The following is a 20,976-nucleotide window of genomic DNA, read 5'->3' as shown; positions in this document are numbered from 1 at the left end:
CTCCTTTCACATTGATGGTTGCGGTGCGTGTGTTGCGCAGCACTAAGCCTGCGGCGATTGGCAATGGGTGCTGAATGGTGACAACAAATTGTAAAAAATGCGGATTTTCCTCTGCGGGGGCAGATAGTTAAACGTCCTTTGTTTAGTGCAAATCCGCCGGGATGTCAACACACGGATCGGGTTACAATGGAAAAGGAACCGCATCCAGGCCAACGGTTTCGGTCAGACCAACCATCAGGTTCATGTTTTGTACCGCCTGCCCGGCGGCTCCCTTGACCAGGTTGTCGATGGCCGAAAGCAGGATCAGCCGGCCGGTACCCGGATCCACCGCCCAGCCGATATCACAGAAATTGGTTCCCTTGACATTCAAGGTGTCGGGCCAGCGGCCGTCGGGCAACAGTCGCACAAAGGGCCTGCCGGCATAGGCGGCCTCCAGGCAGGACCTCACCTGTGCCGCATCCACCCCAGGCGCAAGCGTCGCATAAATAGAGCTTTGCATGCCGCGGGTCATGGGGACCAGGTGGGGGGTGAAGGTGATCCGAACCGGCTTACCGGCACAGTCGGACAGTTTTTCCTCTATCTCCGGCGTATGGCGGTGGCCGCCCACCTTATAGGGTTTAAAGGACTCGTTGACATGGCAGAAGTGGGTCGTGGCGGTAGCCCCCCGGCCGGCACCGCTGACGCCGGATTTGCAGTCGGCAATGATCGTAGCCGGATCGATCAACCCGGCCTTGACCACGGGCAGGAGCGGCAGCAGCACGCTGGTGGGATAGCAGCCCGGGTTGCCGATCAGGTCCGCACCGGCCACCTGCTGCCCGTACACCTCACACAACCCGTAAACCGCCTGTGGCAATCGGTCGGCGCAGCTGTGGGGCTGGTAGTGGGCCTCGTAGGCCGCCTGATTATGGAAGCGAAAATCGGCGGACAGATCCACCACCCGGAGCCCGGCGTCCAGCAGGGCGGGGGCCATGCCCATGGACGCCTTATGCGGCAGGGCCAGGAAGACCACATCCGCTGCCTTTGAGATCGTTTCGGTATCGTTATCGATGAAATTCAGATCGATAACGGTGCTCAGGGCGGGATAGATGCTGTCAAACGCGTTTCCGGCATATTGACGTGAGGTAATCGCGGTCAACTCAACATCCGGGTGACCGGACAGAATGCGGACCAGTTCGGCCCCGGCGTAACCGTTGGCACCGACGACGGCGGCTCGGATCATTGGTAAGATTCCTTATCTGGGTTCAGGTGAAGGAAATTGGTTATCGCTGAATGGATACGGTTATTCAGGGAGGATTTCAAGTTCGAAGTGCAAAAAAAAGACGGTCGCACGCGTCCCTCGTTTACCACTTATCCCCCCAAATACGCCTTCCTGACTTCCGGATCGTTGATCAACGTTTCCGAGTTTCCCTCCAGTACCAGGTTGCCGTTTTCCAGCACGTAGCCTTTCTGGGAGAATTTCAAGGCCAGCCTGGCGTTCTGCTCCACCAGCAGGATGGCCGTGCCCTCCTGGCGGTTGATCTCCTTCAGGGCCTGGAAGACATTCATCATCAAAAGCGGTGAAAGGCCCATGGAAGGCTCGTCGAGCAGCATCAGCCGGCGACCGCTCATGAAGGCCCGGCCGATGGCCAGCATCTGTTGTTCCCCGCCGCTCATGGTTCCCGAAGGCTGGGACCGGCGCTCTTCCAGCCGGGGAAAGATTTCAAAGACCCGGCGGATGTCCTTTTTGATATTATCGCGGTCCTTGCGGGCGAAGGTGGCCAGTTGCAGGTTCTCCATCACCGTCAGGTTGCCGAACAGGCGCCGGCCTTCGGGCACATGGGTGATGCCCAGCTGGCTGACCACCTTGTCGGCCGGAAGTTTGAGCAGGTCCTGGTCCATGCAGGTCATTACGCTGCCCGCCTCCACCGGCACCATGCGGGAGACCGCCCGCAGGGTCGTGCTTTTGCCGGCTCCGTTGGCGCCGATAATGGTGACGATTTCACCGGCATCAATTTTAAAACTGATTCCATGCAGGGCCTTGATTTTTCCATAGGACACCCGGAGGTTTTCCACATTGAGCAGCATCAGAATTCCACCTCCTGTTCGCCGATGTATGCCTCGATAACCTTGGGATGGTTTTGGACGTCCGCCGGGGTGCCCTCCACGAGCACCCGGCCGAACACCAGGGCCTGAACGTGCTGGCACAGCTCGTGGACCACCTTGAGGCGGTGTTCGATCAGAAAAATGGCCAGGTTGAACCGTTCGTGAGCCTTTCTGACCACCTCGATCATGGCCATCATCTCGTCCGGGGTCATGCCCACGGTGGGCTCGTCCAGAAGCAACACCTTGGGTTCGATGACCATGGCGCGGGCCATCTCCACCCGGCGCTGGGCCCCATAGGGCAGATTGACCACCAGCTGATCGGCGAACTGGTCCACGGCAAACATCTTGAGGTACTCCATGGACAGTTCCGTGGCCTCGCGCTCTTCGCGCCGGCGCCGGGGCGTGTCCAGAAACGCGCCCAGAAGGCCATAGGAAAGCTTTGAGTAGCGAGCCATCTTGATATGCTCGAGCACGGTCATGTGGCGCCACAGCTTCATCTCCTGGAAGGTACGGGCCAGCCCCATGGCAGCGGTCTCGTTGGGTTTCTTGCCGGTGATCTCCTGCCCGTCGAATTGCACGGAGCCTTTTGTGGGCCGGTAGATGCCGGTGATCAGGTTGAAAATTGTGGTTTTGCCGGCACCGTTGGGGCCGATCAGCCCGGTGATCTGGCCGGGATCGAGGCTGAGGTGGTAGTCGGCCACCGCCTGCAGCCCGCCGAAATTGATACTCATGTCGGTAACGTGAAGCAGTGGCATATCAGTCCACCTCCTTGGGCCCGAACACCTGGCGGACATCGAATTCCTTGAACGCGATGAGACCGGTGGGCCGGTAGACCATCACCAGAATGAGCAGCAGCGGAATGACGATCCACTTGAGGATTTCCAGGGGCCGCAGGGCCTCGCCCAGCAGACTGATCGAGACCGCCCCCACAATGGATCCGTAAACCGAATTGAGGCCGCCGAAATAGACCATGGCCAGCACCTCGGCCAGTTTCTGTACGCTGAACATGGCCGGGTTGACGTAGCGCAGCACATGGGCCAGCAGGCCGCCGGCCACGCCGGCCCAGAAGGCGCCGAACAGAAAGGCCGCCATCTTGGTCTTGCGCGTGTCCACGGTCATGGCCTCGGCGGCGGTTTCGTCGTCGCGTACCGCGTTGAGGGCCTTGCCCATGGTGGAGGTGACAAAATTGTTGATCGTCCAGACGCCGAAAGCCACGGTGATAAAAATGACCGGCAAGGTGGCCCAGTTCGGCTGGCCGCCGATTCCGCGGGATCCGCCCAGGGACTGCATGTTCTCGAAGAAACTCTTCACGATGAAGAGAAAAGCCAGGCTGATGATGGCCAGGTAGTCTCCCCGGGTTTTGAACGAAGGAATGGCGACGATCAGGGCGCCCAGGGCGGCCATGATGCCGCCGAAAATCAAGGCCAGCGGAAACGACAGATAGGCGGCACCCACGCTGAAGACCGCATCGCCCAGCACCTTGTCACTGGTAAACAGGCCCACGGTGAAGAGGCTGGTCATGTAGGCGCCAATGGCCATGAAACCCGGGTGGGAGCAGGAGAATTCGCCCATGTATCCGTTGATGATATTCAGGCTCAGGGTAAACAGTACGGCGATCAGGGTCAGTTTGAGGGTGATCAGCCGGTAGTCGCTCACCCCGGCCCAGATGTGCAGCACCGCGTACATCAGGCCCAGCTGGACCAGCGCGGTGACAATCAGCGGAAACCCCTGGAGGAAACGCGCCAGGGCGTTGGCCGGTTTGACCGACAGCCGGCAGACCAGCGTCAGCGGTACCAGGTAGATGACCGTCAGATAAACGAGCGCAGTGGGAATCTGCACGAGGGTGGCCCAGTCAAAGGCATCCCCCTTGATGAGCAGATTGACGACGCCGGCCACCACCTTGAAGATCGTCAGAATGCCGAAGAGCACCGGCATTTTGGGCAGGCCCAGGATGGCGGAGAGCCCGTCACCGGCCATCTGTTCCCAGAGGACGCAGACCAGGAAACCGGCCAGGTAGCCCATGAGCGGCACGGGTTTGAAAAAATGACCGATGCGCAAAAACATGCCTTCGGTCGGATGCAGGGTAGCTGTTTGATCCATGGGAAAACGTCCTTGTCCGCAATTAGAGTCGTAGCTTGGCGCTGTACGCCTGTCCAAACAGCCCGTGGGGCCGGAAAATCAGGATCACCAGAACGATGGAGTAGGCGATCAGATCCCTCAGGTTGGAGCCGATGTTGAGCGAGAAGAGCCGGTTCATGATCTGGATCGCCGGCACGGTCATGATTTCGATGAACCCGAGCATGAACCCGGCGATACAGGCGCCCATGATCGATCCCCGTCCACCCAAAATCGCCGCCACGAATGCTTTCCAGCCGAAGCTGACGCCCATATAGGGATCCAGAACCGGATAGGCCAGGCCGAAAAGGATCCCGGCCGCCGCGGCCAGGGCCGATCCGATGGCAAAGGTCATGGCCGCGATGGTGTTCATGGGCACCCCCACCAGGGGCACGACCACGTAGTCGTAGGCCATGGCGCGCATGGCCATGCCCCACTTGGTGTGCGAGATCAACTGGTGCAGGGCCAGCATCAGGCCGATGGAGACCAGCACGATCATGATCTTCTTGTTGGTCACATAGACCCCGCCGATGTTGTAGGTGACCGATTGAATCAGTTGCGGAAACTTGAGGCGCGACCCGCCGAGAAAGAGAATATTGGACGTCTCCAGAATGATGCCGATCATCAGGCCGGTAATGGCCGCCGAGGCCCGCGGGGCCTCGCGCAGGGGGCGGTACCCGACCCGTTCGACGATGATTCCCACGAAAGCGGTCAGGAACATGGAAATCAGAATGGTCAACACCAGCAGTAGCCAGCCGGGCAGAATGGCCGCCGCACCCGTGCCGAAGAGGGAGAGCAGCCCCAGGGCCACACCCAGGCCGATGTAAGCGCCCACCATGAAGATATCCCCATGGGCGAAGTTGAAGAGCATCAGGATGCTGTACACCATAGAGTACCCCAGGGCGATCAGGGCGTAGAAACTGCCCCACTGCAGGGCATTGATCAGGTTCTGCATCAGAAAGTTAAGGGTCATGGAAAAAGACTCCCATTCGGGTCGTGGGACAACACTTTTTTTCCCGCGACCCCGTAAAAGGAAAGGGAAACAGGCATGCCCGTTCCCTTTTCCGTTTGGCCGGCGGCCCGATTCATGATCGCAACGGACCGCCGGGGTGTCACAATAATGGTTGGCGCGATTGATTTATTTGGGACAGACCGACTTGAAGAATTCAAACTGGCCCGCGTCGTTGATCTTGACCACCACGGCACATTTTTTGGGGTCACCGTCGGCGGTGAAGGTCATGCCGCCGGTAATCCCCGGAAAATTCTGGATGGAAGCCAGGGCATCCTTGACTTTGGTGCGGTCGGCTTTGATGTCGCCCGAAAGGCCGCCGGTGTTTTTGATGGCCTGGATCATCAGTCCCAGGGCGTCCCAGGTGAGGGCGGCGACATCGTCGGGGGTTTTGCCGTAGGTGGCGGTGTACTCGTCGATAAATGCCTTGGTCTCACCTTTTGCGCCGGCCGCAGCGTAGTGGGTCGAGAAGTAGTAGCCCTTGCAGTCATCCCCGCACAGGCCCATCAGATCGCCGCTGCCCCAGCTGTCGGAGCCGAGGATCGGTTTGGTCCAGCCCATCTCCTTGGCTGCGCGAACGATCAGGGGAACTTCGCTGTAATACTGGGGAACGAAGACCACATCGGCGCCGGACATCATGATATTGGTCATTTGGGCGGAGAAGTCCTTGTCGCCGGTGGTAAAACTCTCAAAGGCCACGACCGAACCGGGGCCGTGGATCCCTTCAAACGCTGCCTTGAAGAATTCGGCCAGCCCTTTGGGATAGTCGGCGGCGATATCGTAGATCACGGCCGCCTTTTTTGCGCTGAGTTCATCGGTGGCGAAATTGGCCGACACCGGTCCCTGGAAAGGATCCAGGAAACAGCCGCGAAAGACATAGGGGCGATCCAGGGTGGTGTTGGGGTTGGTGGACCAGGGGCTGATCATGGGCGTGGCATAGTTGTTGGCCACATCGCCGGCCGGCACGGCCTGGCTTGAGGACTGCGGCCCGATAATGCCCAGCACCCCTTCTTCGGTAATCAGTTTGGTACTCACCTTGACGGCGGATTCGGCCTTGTATTCGTTATCATCGAAAATGAACGTTAAGTCGTAGGATTTCCCACCCACCTCGATTTTGGGTTTTTTTTTCAGATACATTTCCGCAGAGTTCTTGGATGAGGCCCCCACGTCGGGATTGTCGCCGGTCAGGGGGATGTTGAATCCGATCTTGATGGTGTCCGCTGCGTCGGCATCGATCGCCGCAAAGGTGAACACCATTGCCGCCGCCAGAAATAACACGAGACCAACTGAAAATTTACGCATAGAACTCCTCCTTTTGTGTGCCGATTGGGTGGGTTGGCTTGGGGGTTGGGCCCCGAAGTGGATTGAGTGACGTGTTAGCACGGGCCCCCTGCTTTTTCAACGCCATTTTCCCATCATGTCATGCGGGAACGCGACAATGGGTGGACGGTGCGTGCAGAGTCACCGCCGGCGGGCATCGGTAACCATTTCCTTTAAAATAGCCAGCACGTTACCGCCCCGTTGCCGGGCAATGCGATGGGCCTCATCCACCAGATGGCGGGCCTGCCGCTCCAATTGCGTGTTGTCCGGAGGGGGGCTGTCGGCTTTGGTGTACTGCCAGGCCAACAGGCGCATGGCCATTTTGATCTGCTGATTTTTCAGGAACCCCATGGGTCACCTCACTGTGGTGATTGACATGGATCAACGACAAAAGCGGAGCAGAAACGCCTCCAACAGGGTGCGTGGGTTCTGTCCAGTGGATTTCATGCGCCGGTCGGTCACGCTCAAATCGACCATGGCGGCCTTGAGGGCCGGCAGCGAAAATCGGCTCGCTTTTTTCAGGGTTTGAAAAACAGGGAACGGGCTTTTGGGGTTTTTCGCCAGCACCAGGTCGCTGGTGGCGGTGCTTTTGCGTTTTTTGCCTTCTGCCGGGGGATTGAGCGTTGCCGCCCATCCGTCGATCAGTGACGCAAAAGCCGCATCATCGGCCTGAACCGCCTTGAACGCGGCCCCTTTGAATTGCGGAAAAGACATCTTGTCGTTCCAGGTGCGTCCCTGGTCGCGTTCGACAAAATCCCTGGCCAGCAGCAGCCGGCGGATCTGGTTGGCCGCCGCGGCCAGCAGTTGCAGGGGATGCATGCCCTCTTCCAGCAGGCTGTGCAGGTAGAAGAGGCTGGCCGACAGATCCTTGTCGGCAATGGCGCTGGTGAATTCGAAGATGGGGTCTTTGCGCGTGCGCTGGAGCACGGCGGTCACGTCGGCATCCGTGATGGTCTGGCGGTCGCCGACAAAATTGATCAGTTTTTCCAGGTTTCCGGAAAGGGTGCGCAGGTCAAACCCGGTCCATTGGATCAGGCGTTGACGGGCATCGCCGGCCATCCGCTTTTCCGCCGGATGGAGGGCCTCGGCGATGGCCGTCTGCATCACCTGGTCCTGGGCCATACGGTCGGCGCGCGTTTCTCCTTTGGGGACCGCACAGTCCACCACCAGGCCGGTTTCGTCGATGGCTTTGAACAACGCCTTGCGGCGATCCACGAAATCGGTGGTGATCACCAGCCGGTGGCCGTCGGGAAACCCTTTCTGCATGGCCGTTTTAAGCAAATCGGCATCATCCTTTTTGTCCGGGATGCGCAGACTGTTTTCACGGCAGTAGTCGATCAGCTGAACCAGCCAGGGTGGCGCCTCGCCGGCCTCATCGTCGACCACTTTCCTGCGGGCGGTGGCGGTTTTTAGGTCGTCGAAAGTCAGCCCGCAAAGGGCCAGGAGGTTCAGAAAAGGCCGCGACGCCTTTTTCATTTCGCCGCTGCGGGCCGCCTGGGTCATCTTCTCGCGCAGTGCCTGCTGGGCCTTGGCCGAGTAAAACAGCCGGGCGTCTTGCAGCACCACCACCTTGCTGCTGGTCAGCAGGGCGTAGGTATTCAGGCTGGAAAGGACACCGGCAAGGTTATCCTCACCACCGTCGAAGCGTTCCAGGGCCATGGTGCGCTGCGCTTCGGGAAGCAGCCGGTCCAGCACCCCGTCAAAGGCCTTTTTGCACAGCATCTCCTCACCGCAGACCAGCGTTACCGCCGGCCACTCGGCAGCCGTGGCCCGGTTCAGGTAATCGGCAAAATCATGGTAGGCGATGGTGGGCATAACTTAGAAACGAACAGCCTGAAGGCTGAAAGATGTTAGGATAAAATCGGTACTGCCGTTTTTCGGCATCTATTCCGGCATCTTCCCCAGCACCACATGGGCGATGAAGATGGTAATCCCGATGGTGATGGCGCTGTCGGCCACGTTGAACGCCGGCCAGTGGTAGGCGCCCACGTAGAGGTCGAGAAAATCGATCACTTCGCCGAACCGCAGACGGTCGATGAGGTTGCCCACGGCACCGCCGAAAATCATGGCCAGGGCCGATGCCAGCCAGGCATGGGTTCTGGGGGTCATGCGGTAGAAGTAGACGATCATCCCCATGGCGATGGCCGAGACCCCGATAAAAAGCAGGTTGCGAAGCCCCGGGCTGCCGGCGGCCATGAAGCCGAAAGCGCCGCCGGGATTGCGGATATGGGTCAGGTCGAAGAATCCGGGGATCACGCGGATGCGGTGATACAACGGCACCCCGCCGAGCACCAGCAGCTTGGTGATCTGATCCAGGATCACCACCAGAGCGGCAGTCATGACGAACGCCCGCGCCCCCAGGGAAGGCAAACGGGGCCGGCCGTCGCTCTGCTTTGTCGAGCGGCCCGACGCGTTACCGGATCGGGCCGCCATTTTTGCGCTGTTATTGTTCATCGAAGGCCCATTAGGCTCCCGTACCGGCAAGGTCGATCTGCGTCAGGGCATCCCTGCAGCGACAGCAGATGGTCGGATGGTCGGCGATGGTGCCCACACTGTCGTCATGGACCCAGCAGCGCTGGCACTTCTCTCCACCGGCCGAGGCCACCTGTACCCAGACGCCTTCGGTCTCCTGGCCCTTGTAGGCACCGGCCAGTTCCGCCTGGACCATCTCAGCCCCGGAAACGATCAGGATGGTGCGCAGGTCGGGTGCAAAGTCGGCCATGACCGTGTAAAGGTCGTCCGAGAGCCCGACGGTGACCGCGGCATCCAGGCTGTGGCCGATCACCTTTTCGGCACGGGCCTTCTCAAGGGCCTTGGTCACTTCGGCGCGCACATTGATCAGGGTCTCCCATTTGGCGGCCAGTGCATCGTCTGTGAGCCCGGCGTCCACCTTGGGAAATTCCACCAGATGGATACTTTCGGCCTTGCCCGGCATGGCCGGCATGTGCTTCCAGATCTCTTCCGCCGTGAACGGCATGATCGGTGCCATGATGCGGGCCATGGCATCCAGGATGGCGTACATGGCCGTCTGGGCGCTGCGCCGCTCCCGGGATGCCGGCGGACTGGTGTAGAGCCGGTCCTTGAGGATATCCAGGTAAAAGGAGGAGAGATCCACGGTACAGTAGTTGTACAGCCGGTGGTAGATCACGTGGAACTCGTAGGTGTCGTAGGCCTTGAGGGCGCGATCGATCAGCCCCTGGAGCTTGTGCAGGGCGAAGCGGTCGATCTCCAGCATCTGATCGACGGGCAGCGCATCGTCCCGGGGGGCAAAATCGCTCAGGTTGCCTAGGATGAACCGGCTGGTGTTGCGGATCCGGCGATAGGCGTCGCTGAGTTGTTTGAGGATGGTGTCGGAGATGCGCACATCGTCACGGTAATCCGAGGCCGACACCCACATGCGCAGGATCTCGGCACCGTACTTGTCGATGACCGCCTTGGGGGCCACCACGTTGCCCAGGGATTTGGACATCTTTTTGCCCTCGGCATCGACCACGAATCCGTGGGTCAGTACGGCCTTGTAAGGCGCTTTGCCGCGGGTGCCAACGGCAGTGAGCAGGGCGCTGTGGAACCAGCCGCGGTGCTGGTCACTGCCCTCCAGGTAGAGATCGGCCGGCCAGCGCAGGTAATCGCGCGCCTCGACAACGGCGGCCTGGCTGACGCCCGAATCGAACCACACGTCCAGGATGTCGTCTTCCTTGGTAAACCCGGTGTGGCCGCAGTGCTTGCACACCGCGCCTTCGGGCATCAGTTCGTGAACATCCTTTTCGAACCACACGTCGGCCCCATGGGCGGCGAACTGATCGTGGATGTGGTTCATGGTCGCCTCGTCCATGTGCACCGTATCGCATTTCTCGCAGATGAAAACGGTGATCGGCACACCCCAGGCGCGTTGGCGGGAGACGCACCAGTCCGGCCGGTTTTCGATCATGCCGAAGATGCGTTCACGGCCCCAATGGGGAATCCACTGCACCTGGTCGATCTCTTCGAGGGCCTTCTTGCGCAGCCCGGTCTTCTCCATGGAGATGAACCACTGGGGCGTGGCCCGGAAAATCACCGGCCGTTTGCAGCGCCAGCAGTGCGGGTAGCTGTGGGCGATGTCGGTCTTGGCCAGCAGCACACCCCTGTCGGCCAGGGTCTGGTTGATGGCGTCATTGGCCTTGAAGACGAACTGGCCGGCGAACAGCTTGACGTCATCGGTGAAGACGCCGTTGTCGTTGACCGGCGAGTAGGCGTCCAGGCCATACTGCAGTCCCACGTCGTAGTCCTCCCGGCCGTGACCGGGGGCGGTGTGAACGCATCCGGTGCCCGCCTCGAGGGTCACGTGATCGCCCAGGATGATCAGCGAATCACGGTCGTAGAAGGGGTGTTGGCAGCGTTTGTTTTCCAGGGCGCCGGCCTTGAATTCGGCCAGGATGCGGTAGTCGGCGAAACCGAAAATTTTCATGCAGTCGTCGACCAGTTCCCGGGCCAGGATCAGCACCTGACCACCGTCGACCTCCACGGCCGCGTAGTCGAAATCGGGATGCAGGGCCACGGCCAGGTTGGCCGGCAGGGTCCAGGGGGTGGTGGTCCAGATCACCACGGCCACGTTCCGCCCGGCCAGCCGGTCATCGATCTGGGCCGGGTCGTCCTTTAGGGCGAACTTGACATAGACCGACGGCGAGGTTTCGTCGTGATATTCGATCTCGGCTTCGGCCAGCGCCGTTTTGCAGCTGCAGCACCAGTGGATCGGCTTCTTGCTGCGAAAAAGGCTGCCGTCCAGGGCGAACTTGCAGCACTCCTTGGCGATGGTCGCCTCGTACGGGTAGTTCATGGTCAGGTAGGGATTGTCCCACTCGCCCATCACGCCCAGGCGCTTGAATTCGTTTCGCTGGATATCGATGAACTTCTCAGCGTAGACCCGGCACTGGCGGCGCACCTGGGCCTGGGTCATCTCCTTTTTCTTGGAACCCAGCTCCTTGTCCACATTGTGCTCGATGGGCAGGCCGTGGCAGTCCCAGCCCGGAACATAGGGGGCGTCGAAGCCGGCCATCTGCCGTGAGCGGATGATGATGTCTTTGAGGATTTTGTTCAGGGCCGTACCGATGTGGATGTGGCCGTTGGCGTATGGCGGGCCATCGTGCAGGATAAACTGGGGCCGGCCCTTGGACATTTCGCGGATGCGCGGGTAAAGCCCTTCGCTTTCCCAGGCGCTCAGCTGGTTGGGTTCTTTTGCGGCCAGGTTGGCTTTCATGGGAAAGCCGGTATTTGGAAGATTCAAGGTCTTCTTGTAATCCATGGATGCCTCCGTAGCGGAATTTTCATGATAAACAGAAACTTCTACTTTGAAACCTGATTGATGTCAAGGCCATAGAATCGTCGGTTTATTGATTTTGCACCTTGAAAACCGGTCGGTTTTGCGCAATTATGAACCCTTTCTTTTTGCCGTTTTGAAACAGAAAGCGAAGTCACTATGGACCTTAAACGGTTAGCGCAGCAAATCCGGTTTGTCCGCGAGGTCGACAAGCTCAAGACCATCGAGCGACAGACCCTGATTACCGACGCCACCCGCCAGGAAAACGATGCCGAGCACTCCTGGCACCTGGCCCTGATGGCCCTGGTGCTGGGTGAATACGCAAGGGACGGGGCCATTGACCTGTTGCATGTGGTGCGTATGGTGCTGATCCACGATCTGGTAGAGATCGATGCCGGTGATACCTATTGTTATGATACGGCCGGTTATGCGGACAAGGCCGAACGCGAAACCGCGGCTGCCGAACGCATCTTCAACCTGTTGCCAGCGGATCAGGCCGATGACTTCAGGGCCCTGTGGGATGAGTTCGAAGCGGCAGACACCCCCGAGGCGCGTTTCGCCAATGCGTTGGACCGCCTGCAACCGCTGATGCACAATGTTTTTACCGACGGAAAAATGTGGCAGCGCCACGGCATCGTCAAATCCCAGGTCGTTGAGCGCAACCAGCGCATTGACGCCGGCGCCCCGGACCTGTGGCGTTTTGCGCGGGAACTGATTGAGAGCGCCGTTGACCGCGGCCACCTGGCCCCCTGATACTATTAGCGTACCAACGGTTCCGCACCGCCTCGTATCCAAGGAGATTCCATGACCTCAACCCCCATCCAGAAAATTCTCATCATCGGCGCCGGACCCATCCGAATCGGACAGACAGGCGCGTATGACGACGCTGCCTGCCGGGCATGCGAGGTGTTCAAGTCGGCCGGCATTCAAACCGTGATGGCCCACTGCGACCCTTCCGCCCTGGCTGCCGATGCCGACATGGCTGATCGCACCTACCTGGTACCGCTTTCCGTAGAGGCTATGACGGAAATCCTTTTAAGAGAAAAACCAACCGCCATTTTTCCCTCTGTCGGTGGAAAGACAGCCTTGCGTCTGGCCGCGGACCTGACCCAATCGGGCTTTTTGAAGGAAAACAACATCGGGCTCTTGGGGGTTACCGAAAACAGCCTGGCACTGGCCCATGACCCGTCGGCGTTTTTTGCCGCGGCAGAGGATCAGGGCCTTTCTGTTCCCCAAGGGGAGATCGCTGACAGCATCGCCGATGCGGCCTCCCTGGCTGAAAAAACCGGTTATCCGGTTTTTGTGCGCTGCATTGAGCCCGACTTGACCGTGCGCAACGGGGTTGCCTTCAACGTGGAAGAGTTGCGTCAGCTGTCATCGAGCGGTCGCCTGCCCTCCGATGCCACCGGCCGGGTACGCATTGAATCGGCCCTTTCGGGCTACCTTGAAGTGGAAGTGGAATTGCTGCGCGACGCGGAAAATGGCGTGCAGATGGTTGCCATGGCCGAAAACCTGGATCCGGTGGGGATTCACAGCGGCGACTCGCTAGCGGTGGTTCCTCCCATGACGATCGATGAACCAACCCGCCACCGGATTGAGGCGGCTGCCGTAAAACTGGCCGAAACCACAGGCGTTACCGGTGCTCTGCATTTGAAATTCGCCGTTTCATCAACTTCCGGCGAGATTCTGGTGATTGCCGTAGACAGCGGCTATTCGCGCATGACCGGTTTTCTGGCCAAGGCCTTTGACCTTCCCCTGGCCGCCATTCACGCCAGACTCAGCCTGGGGATATCCATGGCGCATGCCCTGAACGGCGACAGCCGGCGCATTGCCACAGCCATGACCGGCAGTACCGTGGCGGTCCGTCTGCCGCGCTGGGAGTTTGAGCGCTTCCCCGGAGAGTCCGCCAAACTGGACAGCCGTATGAAATCCACGGGCGCCGTGATGGGGCTGGGCGATACGTTTCTGCAGGCCCTTTCCAGCGCCGAACGCGCCGGCTCCCCGTACCCGTCCAAAGGGAAACCGCTCCCTGACCTGAACGAACTCGATGCCGACATGCTGCTGCACCGGCTGGTATCGCCGTCACCGCAGCGGCTGCCCCTGATCCATGCGGCCCTGAAAAAGGGGGCCGCGGCCGATGCCATTGCCGAAGTCACCGGCATTGCGGTGGGGTGGATCCGGTTGCTGGCCGAGCGCGCTGATCTGGAGCGCGAAGTGACCTCTGCCGGAGTGGGATCCTTTTCATCCGAGATTGCCCAGAGGGCGGCCGGAGGCGGGATTTGTCCGGTGAGACTGGCAAATCTGCTGGGCATCACCGTCGACGAGGCCACCAATCTTTTTGCCCGGGCCAATGTCACCTTTGCGGCCCGACCCACAGCTGCCGGTGAACCGGCCCATATCTGGACCCACACGCCGATCGTGGGCAACCATTCCCACGGCGCACCGCTGGGCAAAAGCGTGCTCGTCGTTGCACCGGCTTCGGGCCGTATCGGCCAGAGCATCGAGCTGGATCACTGCTGCGTTCACGCGGCCAGGGCGCTCAAAGCCGTCGGCCGCAAGGTGGTCATGACCAGCGCCAACCCCGCATCGGCCTGCGGACCGGGAGATGCCGACCGTACCCACGTGGTGCCCCTGACGGTGGCGGACCTCAAGGCGGTCTGCCAAACGGAGATTCCCGACGGGGTGGTTCTGCAGTTCGGCGGTTACAAGGCCATGACCATGGCCGAAGAGCTGAACGCGGTCGGTTTTCCCGTACTGGGCACGGCTCCGGAAAGTACCGCTCTGTGTCAGGACCGCATGCGCTTCAGCAAGCTGTTGACCGATCTGGGCATTCCGCATCGCCAGATCGGCACGGCCAACAGCCCGGATAAAGCCATGGACCTGGCCGAGGCGATCGGATACCCGCTTATGGTCACGGCAAGGACCGATCTCCAGGGCCGGCGTCAGACCCTGATCATGGATGCCCGGATGCTGGAACAGCATGTCATGGAGGTTGAGGTTTCCACCGACCGGCCCCTGCTGTTGGAACAATTTCTGGAGTATGCCATCGAGGTGGAGGCCGACGCCCTTTGCGACGGCCAGGCGGTTTACGTACCCACGGTCATGGAGCACATCGAACTGGCCGGTGTGCACCCGGGTGATGCCGCCGTGGTGGTGCCCCCTTACAGCACACCGCCGCGCCACATCGACACGATCACGGCCATGATCGAGAAAATCGCCCTGCAACTGAATGTCAAGGGATTGCTCAATACCCGCTTTGCCGTCCTAAACGATACGGTCTATTTGCTCGAGGTGCGGCCCTGGGCCTGCCGGACCCTGCCCCTGGTCTCCAAAATCTGCAACGTGCCCATGGCCCAGCGCGCCGTTGAGATCATGCTGGGCATGACCCTGGACGAAATGGACCTGCCGCGCCGGATCCTGCCCCACTACGGCATCCGTGCCTCGGTGTTTCCCTTCGACACCTTCACCGAGACCGATCCCATGCTGGGCCCACGCATGCGCTCCACCGGCCAGGTGATGGCCATGGCCGACGTTTTCGGGATGGCCTACTTCACCTCCCAGGAGGCGGCCGGTCCGGCCCTGCCCCTGGGTGGCAATGTGCTGATCACGGTCACCGATGCGGACAAGCCCAGCATCCTGGAACCGGCGCGGCTGTTCAATGAGATGGGTTTCGGTATCCAGGCCACCCGGGGAACCCACGCCTTCCTGAAAAAGAACGGCATCGAGGCCCAACTGGTCAAGAAGCTCGGATTCGGTCGGCCCGATCTGGTAGACGGCATCAAGACCGGCGACGTCTCGCTGGTGGTCAATACCCCCAGCGGCAGCCAGAGCCAGCAGGACGACGCTTACATCCGCAAAACCGCCATCCGCTACCGGATCCCCGACGTCACCACCCCGGCCGCCGCCCTGGCCGCAGCCAAAGGCATCGCCGCCCGCAAACGGGGGCAGGATGCGTTGTGTACGCTGCAGTCCTATGTGCGGGCGATAAAATAAGACGGACGGATTCGTAAAGATATGCTTTTTGCGAATCCGTCATCCCCAATTCCACAGGGCAACCGCATGTAACTCAGGTTTATCGAAATCGAAATCGGGGTCGGGATCGAAATCGACGATGTATATTGGAATTACGGGTTGACAAAAGGGAGCTATACGGTTCCCGTTTTTCCAGTTTTCCATGGCGCCGATGACCATTGACCGCAAGTCGCTAAGGATCGGGGATGAAATTAATTGACCGTAATTGCGCCGGGCTTGTGTTCGTCTTCAAGGCGCATCAAGGGTTGCATACCGGGAGTATGTGGCCGTTGATGCAACGCGGAAGACGGGCGCAAGAACAAGCAATTTCGTTTAATTAATAAAATTCCCGATCCTAAACATCCAGTCTGTATGTCTACGTCCCACTTCTTTTCGATTTCGATAGCGATTTGGATCATAGAGCGGGATGCTTTTGTTTTAGATAACGCAACAAATTGAAATAACAGAGTTGTTAATTCAAAAAGTGAAATAAGGGCATGAACCGCTAGTTTTTCCTGGACGCGCAGTTACGGCGTTAGAGTTTTATTGAAATTGGTCTGCCCAAGCAGGGATTTTTCGTAACTCTGGTTTTTGATCTGGTGGATCGTTTATCTAATCAATCAATTTGCTTTAGCGTCACCGACAACAATTCCACATCCCCATCAATTTCAACTCAATTATGCCATCAATCATTGTTACCTATTTTACCCAGTGTGAAATCTTTGTTTCACAATGTTGTGAAATTAATTACAGGATTATTCAATCATATAATTAATATAAATTAGCAACTCATCAAAATAATACGGTAATTTGCTAAGGACCATTTGTGCACATTTTGTGCATCTTTATATTATTTCCAAGATAATATTGAACTTAAGGCCAACCTCTTTTAGGGGGCGGAAAGCTACGGATCTAAAGGTGTGTGCTCAATTGTTCATTATTTAGAAACGTACTAGCGGCCAGTGATTTCGGGACTAGATAGCCGAGCTGCCGAGTGTGACATCGTTAAGGTCACATGCGGATCAGTTCGGTTTTTTTGTTTAAAAATAATGTAGTTTTTATTGCACTTATATCTGGAAACACCAAAAAAGCCTTAATAATCATTTTGAGCATGGTTCCAAGCGCTATCTGTTGCCTAAAGAGCTCCCTGCATCTATCGTAAGCGTCTACTCAACCACACCTTGGTTGTTTTGGTGCCTTTCCAGAAATCACGATGGAGAGGGGGTGATACAGTTCTCTGAATTCTGTCTGTGTTTCTCTAACCTATAAACGTAGTAGAAGGCTTTTTTCATTGCAGCCGATTATTTTTTTCGACTCGATTGTAAGACCGTCTAAGCTGAAACCTTAGGGGGTGATATTATGAATTGTTCAATTGCCAGGCTAATTATTGGATCAATGGTTTTACTATTGCTATTAGGGTGTTCAATGAAAAGTGTAACAGCAGAAACTTCGTCTGTCTCCATGGCCACAGACAAGACACGGTACATCCGAGATGAAATTATAAAGATAGTGTTGACAAACAGCCTTGATACTCCTGTTTGGTATATAGGCTATCCTCAGCCCGAATTGGTATTCTGGACCATCGAAAGGGCTAAAGACGGTGGTTGGCTAAAACTGGGGTTTCGTCTGCCACTGATTGAGGATGGTAGAGAGGTTTGCCGATTCGCAATGTATGAGCGACCCATTGGTGCTGTAATGGAACTTAGGTCCAACTCGAACCTTCATTATGAATGGAACCAGAAAATTTGCATGCCCAAGATAGTAAACAATTCAACCGAACCTGAGATGATTGAACGCGGCAGATACAGATTTGTACTGCACTATAGTTTGGATACAGTGAAGTCAGAGAACATCAAGAATGAACCCTGGAAAAGACCGATTGAGTTAGGTGAAATAAAAGTAGTTTATTCCAATGAATTTATTTTGGAGTAATGGTATCAATTCACAACGATTTTAAAAATATTCTCAAAGGGAGGGCGACACAATGAGACGCATATCTTTTGGAATATCATCGTTAGTGCTTATTACCGTATTATCCTTGGCCACTGGATTCCAAGTCGCTCAAGCAACGGTTGTGCCAGGTTGGCCAGCTGGAGCCCCGAACACTTGCAGAAATTCAGATGATTTTTTCCTGAACTTTGAATCTGGAATCGACGAGATCGAAATAGAAAGCACCATCCCCAGTATGCAGTTTACCAATACCGGCGGTCTGAATTGGCAATATGGTGATATTCGGACTGGGAAGTATAACGTTTATCCTTATCAGGATGGGCAGTATGAAACTAACGGCAATTTTTTCGCGTGGCTGGGTCCATCGGGTGACCAAGGGCGAATTGATTTCCTCGGAGGAGGAGCCAGTTATTGTTCCGTTCTTGTCAGCACGTCGTCCGGTGTGACGTTGGATGCTTATGACAGCGATGACTCACTAATAGCCACCAGTGGTTGGGCTGCTAACAACCTTGAAACAGGAACCCTTACTCAATTGACTGTTGAAGCTCCCACAGGACAAACTATTGCTTATGTCATAGTTCATGACACCGGCAACTACTGGCTGATGGATGATCTATGTACAGATGCCAATAAGGCCGTTATCCCTGTGCCCACGAGAGATATCGGAAGCCACAGCGACAGGATTGATGTGATATTCGTACCGGAGGAAGACTATGGAGCTCCAGCAGATATCGACACCTGGTTACCAAATTTTATCCAGGACGTTCAAGATCAGATTGATCAAAGACTGAATGCAGCGGCGCCGGTAACCGGCAATCTCGACAGCTTCAACTTCTACTACACTAGAACGCAGGGAGAGATAACTACCGTTCACAATCTTCCGGCGGACATAACACGCGTTGCCCCATGGGCGGATGCATACGCTATCTTACATATCGCCACGTTCGGTGATTGGACACAGTGGGGCCCACCGACCACGCTGAGCGCTGAAGGGGCAGTAGGCAGGTCATTTATTCATGAAGCAGGCCACGGGTTATTTGGGCTGGCAGATGAATATGATGACGCTCCTGGTTGTCGAACAGCTCGTTTCGAACCAAATCCAAATCCAAATGTTTGGGATGCTGAAGCCGATTGTCGGGCTGATGTAACCAGTGAAGGCTGGGGAGACCCTGATGATTGCTGGCTGTTCTCAACCTGTACTAGTGGTTGGTGGAAATTCACCACTACCCGCTTCATTATGGATGACGGGACTCAATTTGCCAACGGATGGGGACAACCGGCCACAAGAAGGATCCAATGGATCATAGATAATAACCCAGGCACCGCACCGGCAGAAGCAGGATCTTCTGGCGAAACGGACAAATCGATATGGATGAATATTCGGGTATCTGGGGGAGTATTCACGCTTGAGGAAGAAAGTTATGTAGTGGCTGGTCCTCCTAGCAATCGTTCAAACGGTGGCGCATTTAGGGTAAAAGTTTTTTCGAACGGCAACGCACAGCTGGAAGAGTTTGGAATCCACGATCCGAGAATTTTACAAGCTGAAGAGGGGTATGCAGGACCCACATGGCGAGATGAAGCGAATTTTCAATTGGTAGTGCCTTATTTCCCATATTGCGGAAGAGTTGACTTAATTGAACCTGCAACTGGCAACGTTTTGTTATCGGTAGGCATATCCCAATACGCAACAGTCACACCACCCGTGGCTATTTGTCAGGATATCGTCGTTAAGCTGGATGAAAACGGGGAAGCCACTATTACCGCAGGGGATGTTGACAATGGATCCTACGATCCTGAAGGTCGTGGCTTCGAACTTAGCATCGATAAAACATATTTTACCTGTGACGATTTGGGAGCGAATAGCGTCACGCTGACCGTAACAAATGAGGATGGCGCTCCTGCTGCCTGTACTGCCACAGTGACAGTGGTGGATGATATCCCCCCCGAAGTCAGTCTTTCAGTCAGCCCCGACACTTTATGGCCGCCTAACCACAAGATGGTGCCGGTTACAGTGACCGCGGAAACCTTGGACAACTGCGATCCGAACCCGGCTTGTCAAATCGTTCAGGTGCAAAGCAACGAACCCATTGATGGGTTGGGTGACGGTGACACGTCACCGGATTGGCAAATCACCGGCGACTTAAGCGTAGATTTGAGAGCTGAACGTTCCGGCACGGGTACTGGCCGCATTTACACCGTCACTGTCGAGTGCGCAGATAATTCTGGCAATACCACTGAAGCCGACGCCAGTGTAACTGTTCCTCATGAAAAGTAAGAGCGGGTAACTAAAACTGCAGATCGGGCAGTGAGTGGGGTAAACCCTCTCTCTGCCCATACAATCTTATCAATCCTGTCAAATATTGTGATAGACGGAATTATGTAAAATCGTTTTTATATGGGCGAGGGTACAGATAAGTACAGGCTCTCTGTAAGATAATGTTTATTCAAATAGAGTTGTGATATTTGAGCGTATCACCAGCACCATCCGAACCAATAAGATTTTTACAGGGAAAATCGGGGACAGCCATAAAAATATAAGTTTCTCATAATGCAGACCGACAAACGGCGGTAGAGGAACTCATTTTCTCCTTTATCATTCGTAATGATATCGGTAACTGATGACGGTGATGGCGTCTTTTTCGATTTGGTAGATCAGGCGGTGTTCTTTGTTGATGCGGCGAGACCAGCAACCGGCCAACTGGAACCTTAACCGTTCCGGTTTTCCGATGCCTTCTTCTGGGTGTCGCAGGATGTCTTTCAGCAATTCGCGGATACGCTTGACCATTCGCTTGTCTTTATCCAGAAACCATTCAAAATCCTTTCAGGCTTCCTGCGTAAACTGAATCTTCATAAATTCTCGGTGGGGAATGTGACCAATTTACCGCTTTGCGCCTCTTTTAAAGATCTTTCCAGGTGCTCCCGGTTTGCCGGCGATCTCAACAGATAGGCCGTTTCCTCCATGGCCTGATAATCTTCAAGGGAAATCAGAACCGCCTGGTCCTTTGAGCGACTGCTGACGATGACGGCCGATTCCGAGTTTTTGCATACCTCCTGAATCAACGCCTTGAGGTTCTTTCTGGCGTCAGTGTAGGTTACCGCTTTCATGGTCTCTTTCCTCTTTCTTTAATAATCTTGCAAGTTACCATTTTGGGACTGATCCTTCAATGCTGTGCTTCGGAGCCGCTACAGGTATAGC

At 56.7% G+C, this 20,976-nt stretch carries 15 protein-coding genes, 1 pseudogene and 1 riboswitch; of the genes and pseudogenes, 4 read left to right on the top strand and 12 right to left on the bottom strand.

Features of this window, described 5'->3' with window-relative positions; translation table 11 throughout:
* Window positions 1-181 precede the first annotated feature (181 nt).
* The 10 genes from argC to ileS all read right to left on the bottom strand — a co-directional run bounded on the left by argC (window position 182) and on the right by ileS (window position 11,804).
* Window positions 182-1,219, bottom strand: a complete 1,038-nt coding sequence (argC, locus tag GN112_RS04790; protein WP_155309184.1) for an N-acetyl-gamma-glutamyl-phosphate reductase — start codon at window positions 1,217-1,219, stop codon at window positions 182-184.
* 128 nt (window positions 1,220-1,347) lie between these two features.
* A complete protein-coding gene (locus tag GN112_RS04785) occupies window positions 1,348-2,064 on the bottom strand; it encodes an ABC transporter ATP-binding protein (protein ID WP_155309183.1) in 717 nt (238 codons plus the stop codon).
* A complete protein-coding gene (locus GN112_RS04780) occupies window positions 2,064-2,837 on the bottom strand; it encodes an ABC transporter ATP-binding protein (RefSeq protein WP_155309182.1) in 774 nt (257 codons plus the stop codon). Before GN112_RS04780 ends, GN112_RS04785 begins: the two co-directional genes overlap by 1 nt.
* A gap of 1 nt (window position 2,838) precedes the next feature.
* Window positions 2,839-4,182 carry a branched-chain amino acid ABC transporter permease gene (locus GN112_RS04775; RefSeq protein ID WP_231716935.1) on the bottom strand — a complete coding sequence of 448 codons (1,344 nt, stop codon included), beginning with the start codon at window positions 4,180-4,182 and terminating at the stop codon, window positions 2,839-2,841.
* A 22-nt stretch (window positions 4,183-4,204) separates the two neighbouring features.
* Window positions 4,205-5,170: a branched-chain amino acid ABC transporter permease gene (locus GN112_RS04770; protein WP_155309181.1), complete on the bottom strand. Its 966-nt coding sequence runs from the start codon at window positions 5,168-5,170 to the stop codon at window positions 4,205-4,207.
* A gap of 165 nt (window positions 5,171-5,335) precedes the next feature.
* Window positions 5,336-6,508 (bottom strand): ABC transporter substrate-binding protein, encoded by a 1,173-nt coding sequence (locus GN112_RS04765; RefSeq protein ID WP_155309180.1) that lies wholly within the window; start codon window positions 6,506-6,508, stop codon window positions 5,336-5,338.
* Between the two features lie 159 nt (window positions 6,509-6,667).
* Complete coding sequence (locus tag GN112_RS04760; RefSeq protein WP_155309179.1) at window positions 6,668-6,877, bottom strand: hypothetical protein; 210 nt, start codon at window positions 6,875-6,877, stop codon at window positions 6,668-6,670.
* Between the two features lie 30 nt (window positions 6,878-6,907).
* Window positions 6,908-8,341 carry a DNA polymerase III subunit delta gene (gene holA / locus GN112_RS04755; RefSeq protein ID WP_155309178.1) on the bottom strand — a complete coding sequence of 478 codons (1,434 nt, stop codon included), beginning with the start codon at window positions 8,339-8,341 and terminating at the stop codon, window positions 6,908-6,910.
* A 69-nt stretch (window positions 8,342-8,410) separates the two neighbouring features.
* Window positions 8,411-8,980, bottom strand: coding sequence for a signal peptidase II (lspA, locus tag GN112_RS04750; RefSeq protein ID WP_231716934.1), 570 nt, complete (start codon window positions 8,978-8,980; stop codon window positions 8,411-8,413).
* 10 nt (window positions 8,981-8,990) lie between these two features.
* Window positions 8,991-11,804 carry an isoleucine--tRNA ligase gene (ileS, locus tag GN112_RS04745; protein ID WP_155309177.1) on the bottom strand — a complete coding sequence of 938 codons (2,814 nt, stop codon included), beginning with the start codon at window positions 11,802-11,804 and terminating at the stop codon, window positions 8,991-8,993.
* A gap of 174 nt (window positions 11,805-11,978) precedes the next feature.
* Here ileS and GN112_RS04740 point away from each other — a divergent pair, with 174 nt between their 5' ends.
* From GN112_RS04740 to GN112_RS04725, 4 genes are all read left to right on the top strand, one after another.
* Complete coding sequence (locus tag GN112_RS04740) at window positions 11,979-12,572, top strand: HD domain-containing protein (protein ID WP_155309176.1); 594 nt, start codon at window positions 11,979-11,981, stop codon at window positions 12,570-12,572.
* A gap of 51 nt (window positions 12,573-12,623) precedes the next feature.
* Window positions 12,624-15,812 (top strand): carbamoyl-phosphate synthase large subunit, encoded by a 3,189-nt coding sequence (gene carB / locus GN112_RS04735; protein ID WP_155309175.1) that lies wholly within the window; start codon window positions 12,624-12,626, stop codon window positions 15,810-15,812.
* A gap of 886 nt (window positions 15,813-16,698) precedes the next feature.
* A riboswitch (cyclic di-GMP riboswitch) is annotated at window positions 16,699-16,825 on the top strand.
* A 430-nt stretch (window positions 16,826-17,255) separates the two neighbouring features.
* Window positions 17,256-17,762, top strand: coding sequence for a hypothetical protein (locus tag GN112_RS04730; RefSeq protein WP_155309174.1), 507 nt, complete (start codon window positions 17,256-17,258; stop codon window positions 17,760-17,762).
* 52 nt (window positions 17,763-17,814) lie between these two features.
* Complete coding sequence (locus tag GN112_RS04725) at window positions 17,815-20,055, top strand: M64 family metallopeptidase (protein ID WP_155309173.1); 2,241 nt, start codon at window positions 17,815-17,817, stop codon at window positions 20,053-20,055.
* 318 nt (window positions 20,056-20,373) lie between these two features.
* Here GN112_RS04725 and GN112_RS04720 read toward each other — a convergent pair.
* A pseudogene (locus GN112_RS04720) lies at window positions 20,374-20,589 on the bottom strand (Txe/YoeB family addiction module toxin); the annotation flags it as partial.
* 38 nt (window positions 20,590-20,627) lie between these two features.
* Entirely contained in the window at window positions 20,628-20,885 is a 258-nt protein-coding gene (locus GN112_RS04715; protein ID WP_155309172.1) for a type II toxin-antitoxin system Phd/YefM family antitoxin, read from the bottom strand.
* Window positions 20,886-20,976: the final 91 nt, after the last annotated feature.

Origin of the sequence: Desulfosarcina ovata subsp. ovata (genome assembly GCF_009689005.1) — a bacterium.
Lineage (GTDB): Bacteria > Desulfobacterota > Desulfobacteria > Desulfobacterales > Desulfosarcinaceae > Desulfosarcina > Desulfosarcina ovata.
Note: the sequence above shows the minus strand (reverse complement) of the source record. Positions and strands in the feature narration are given on the sequence as shown.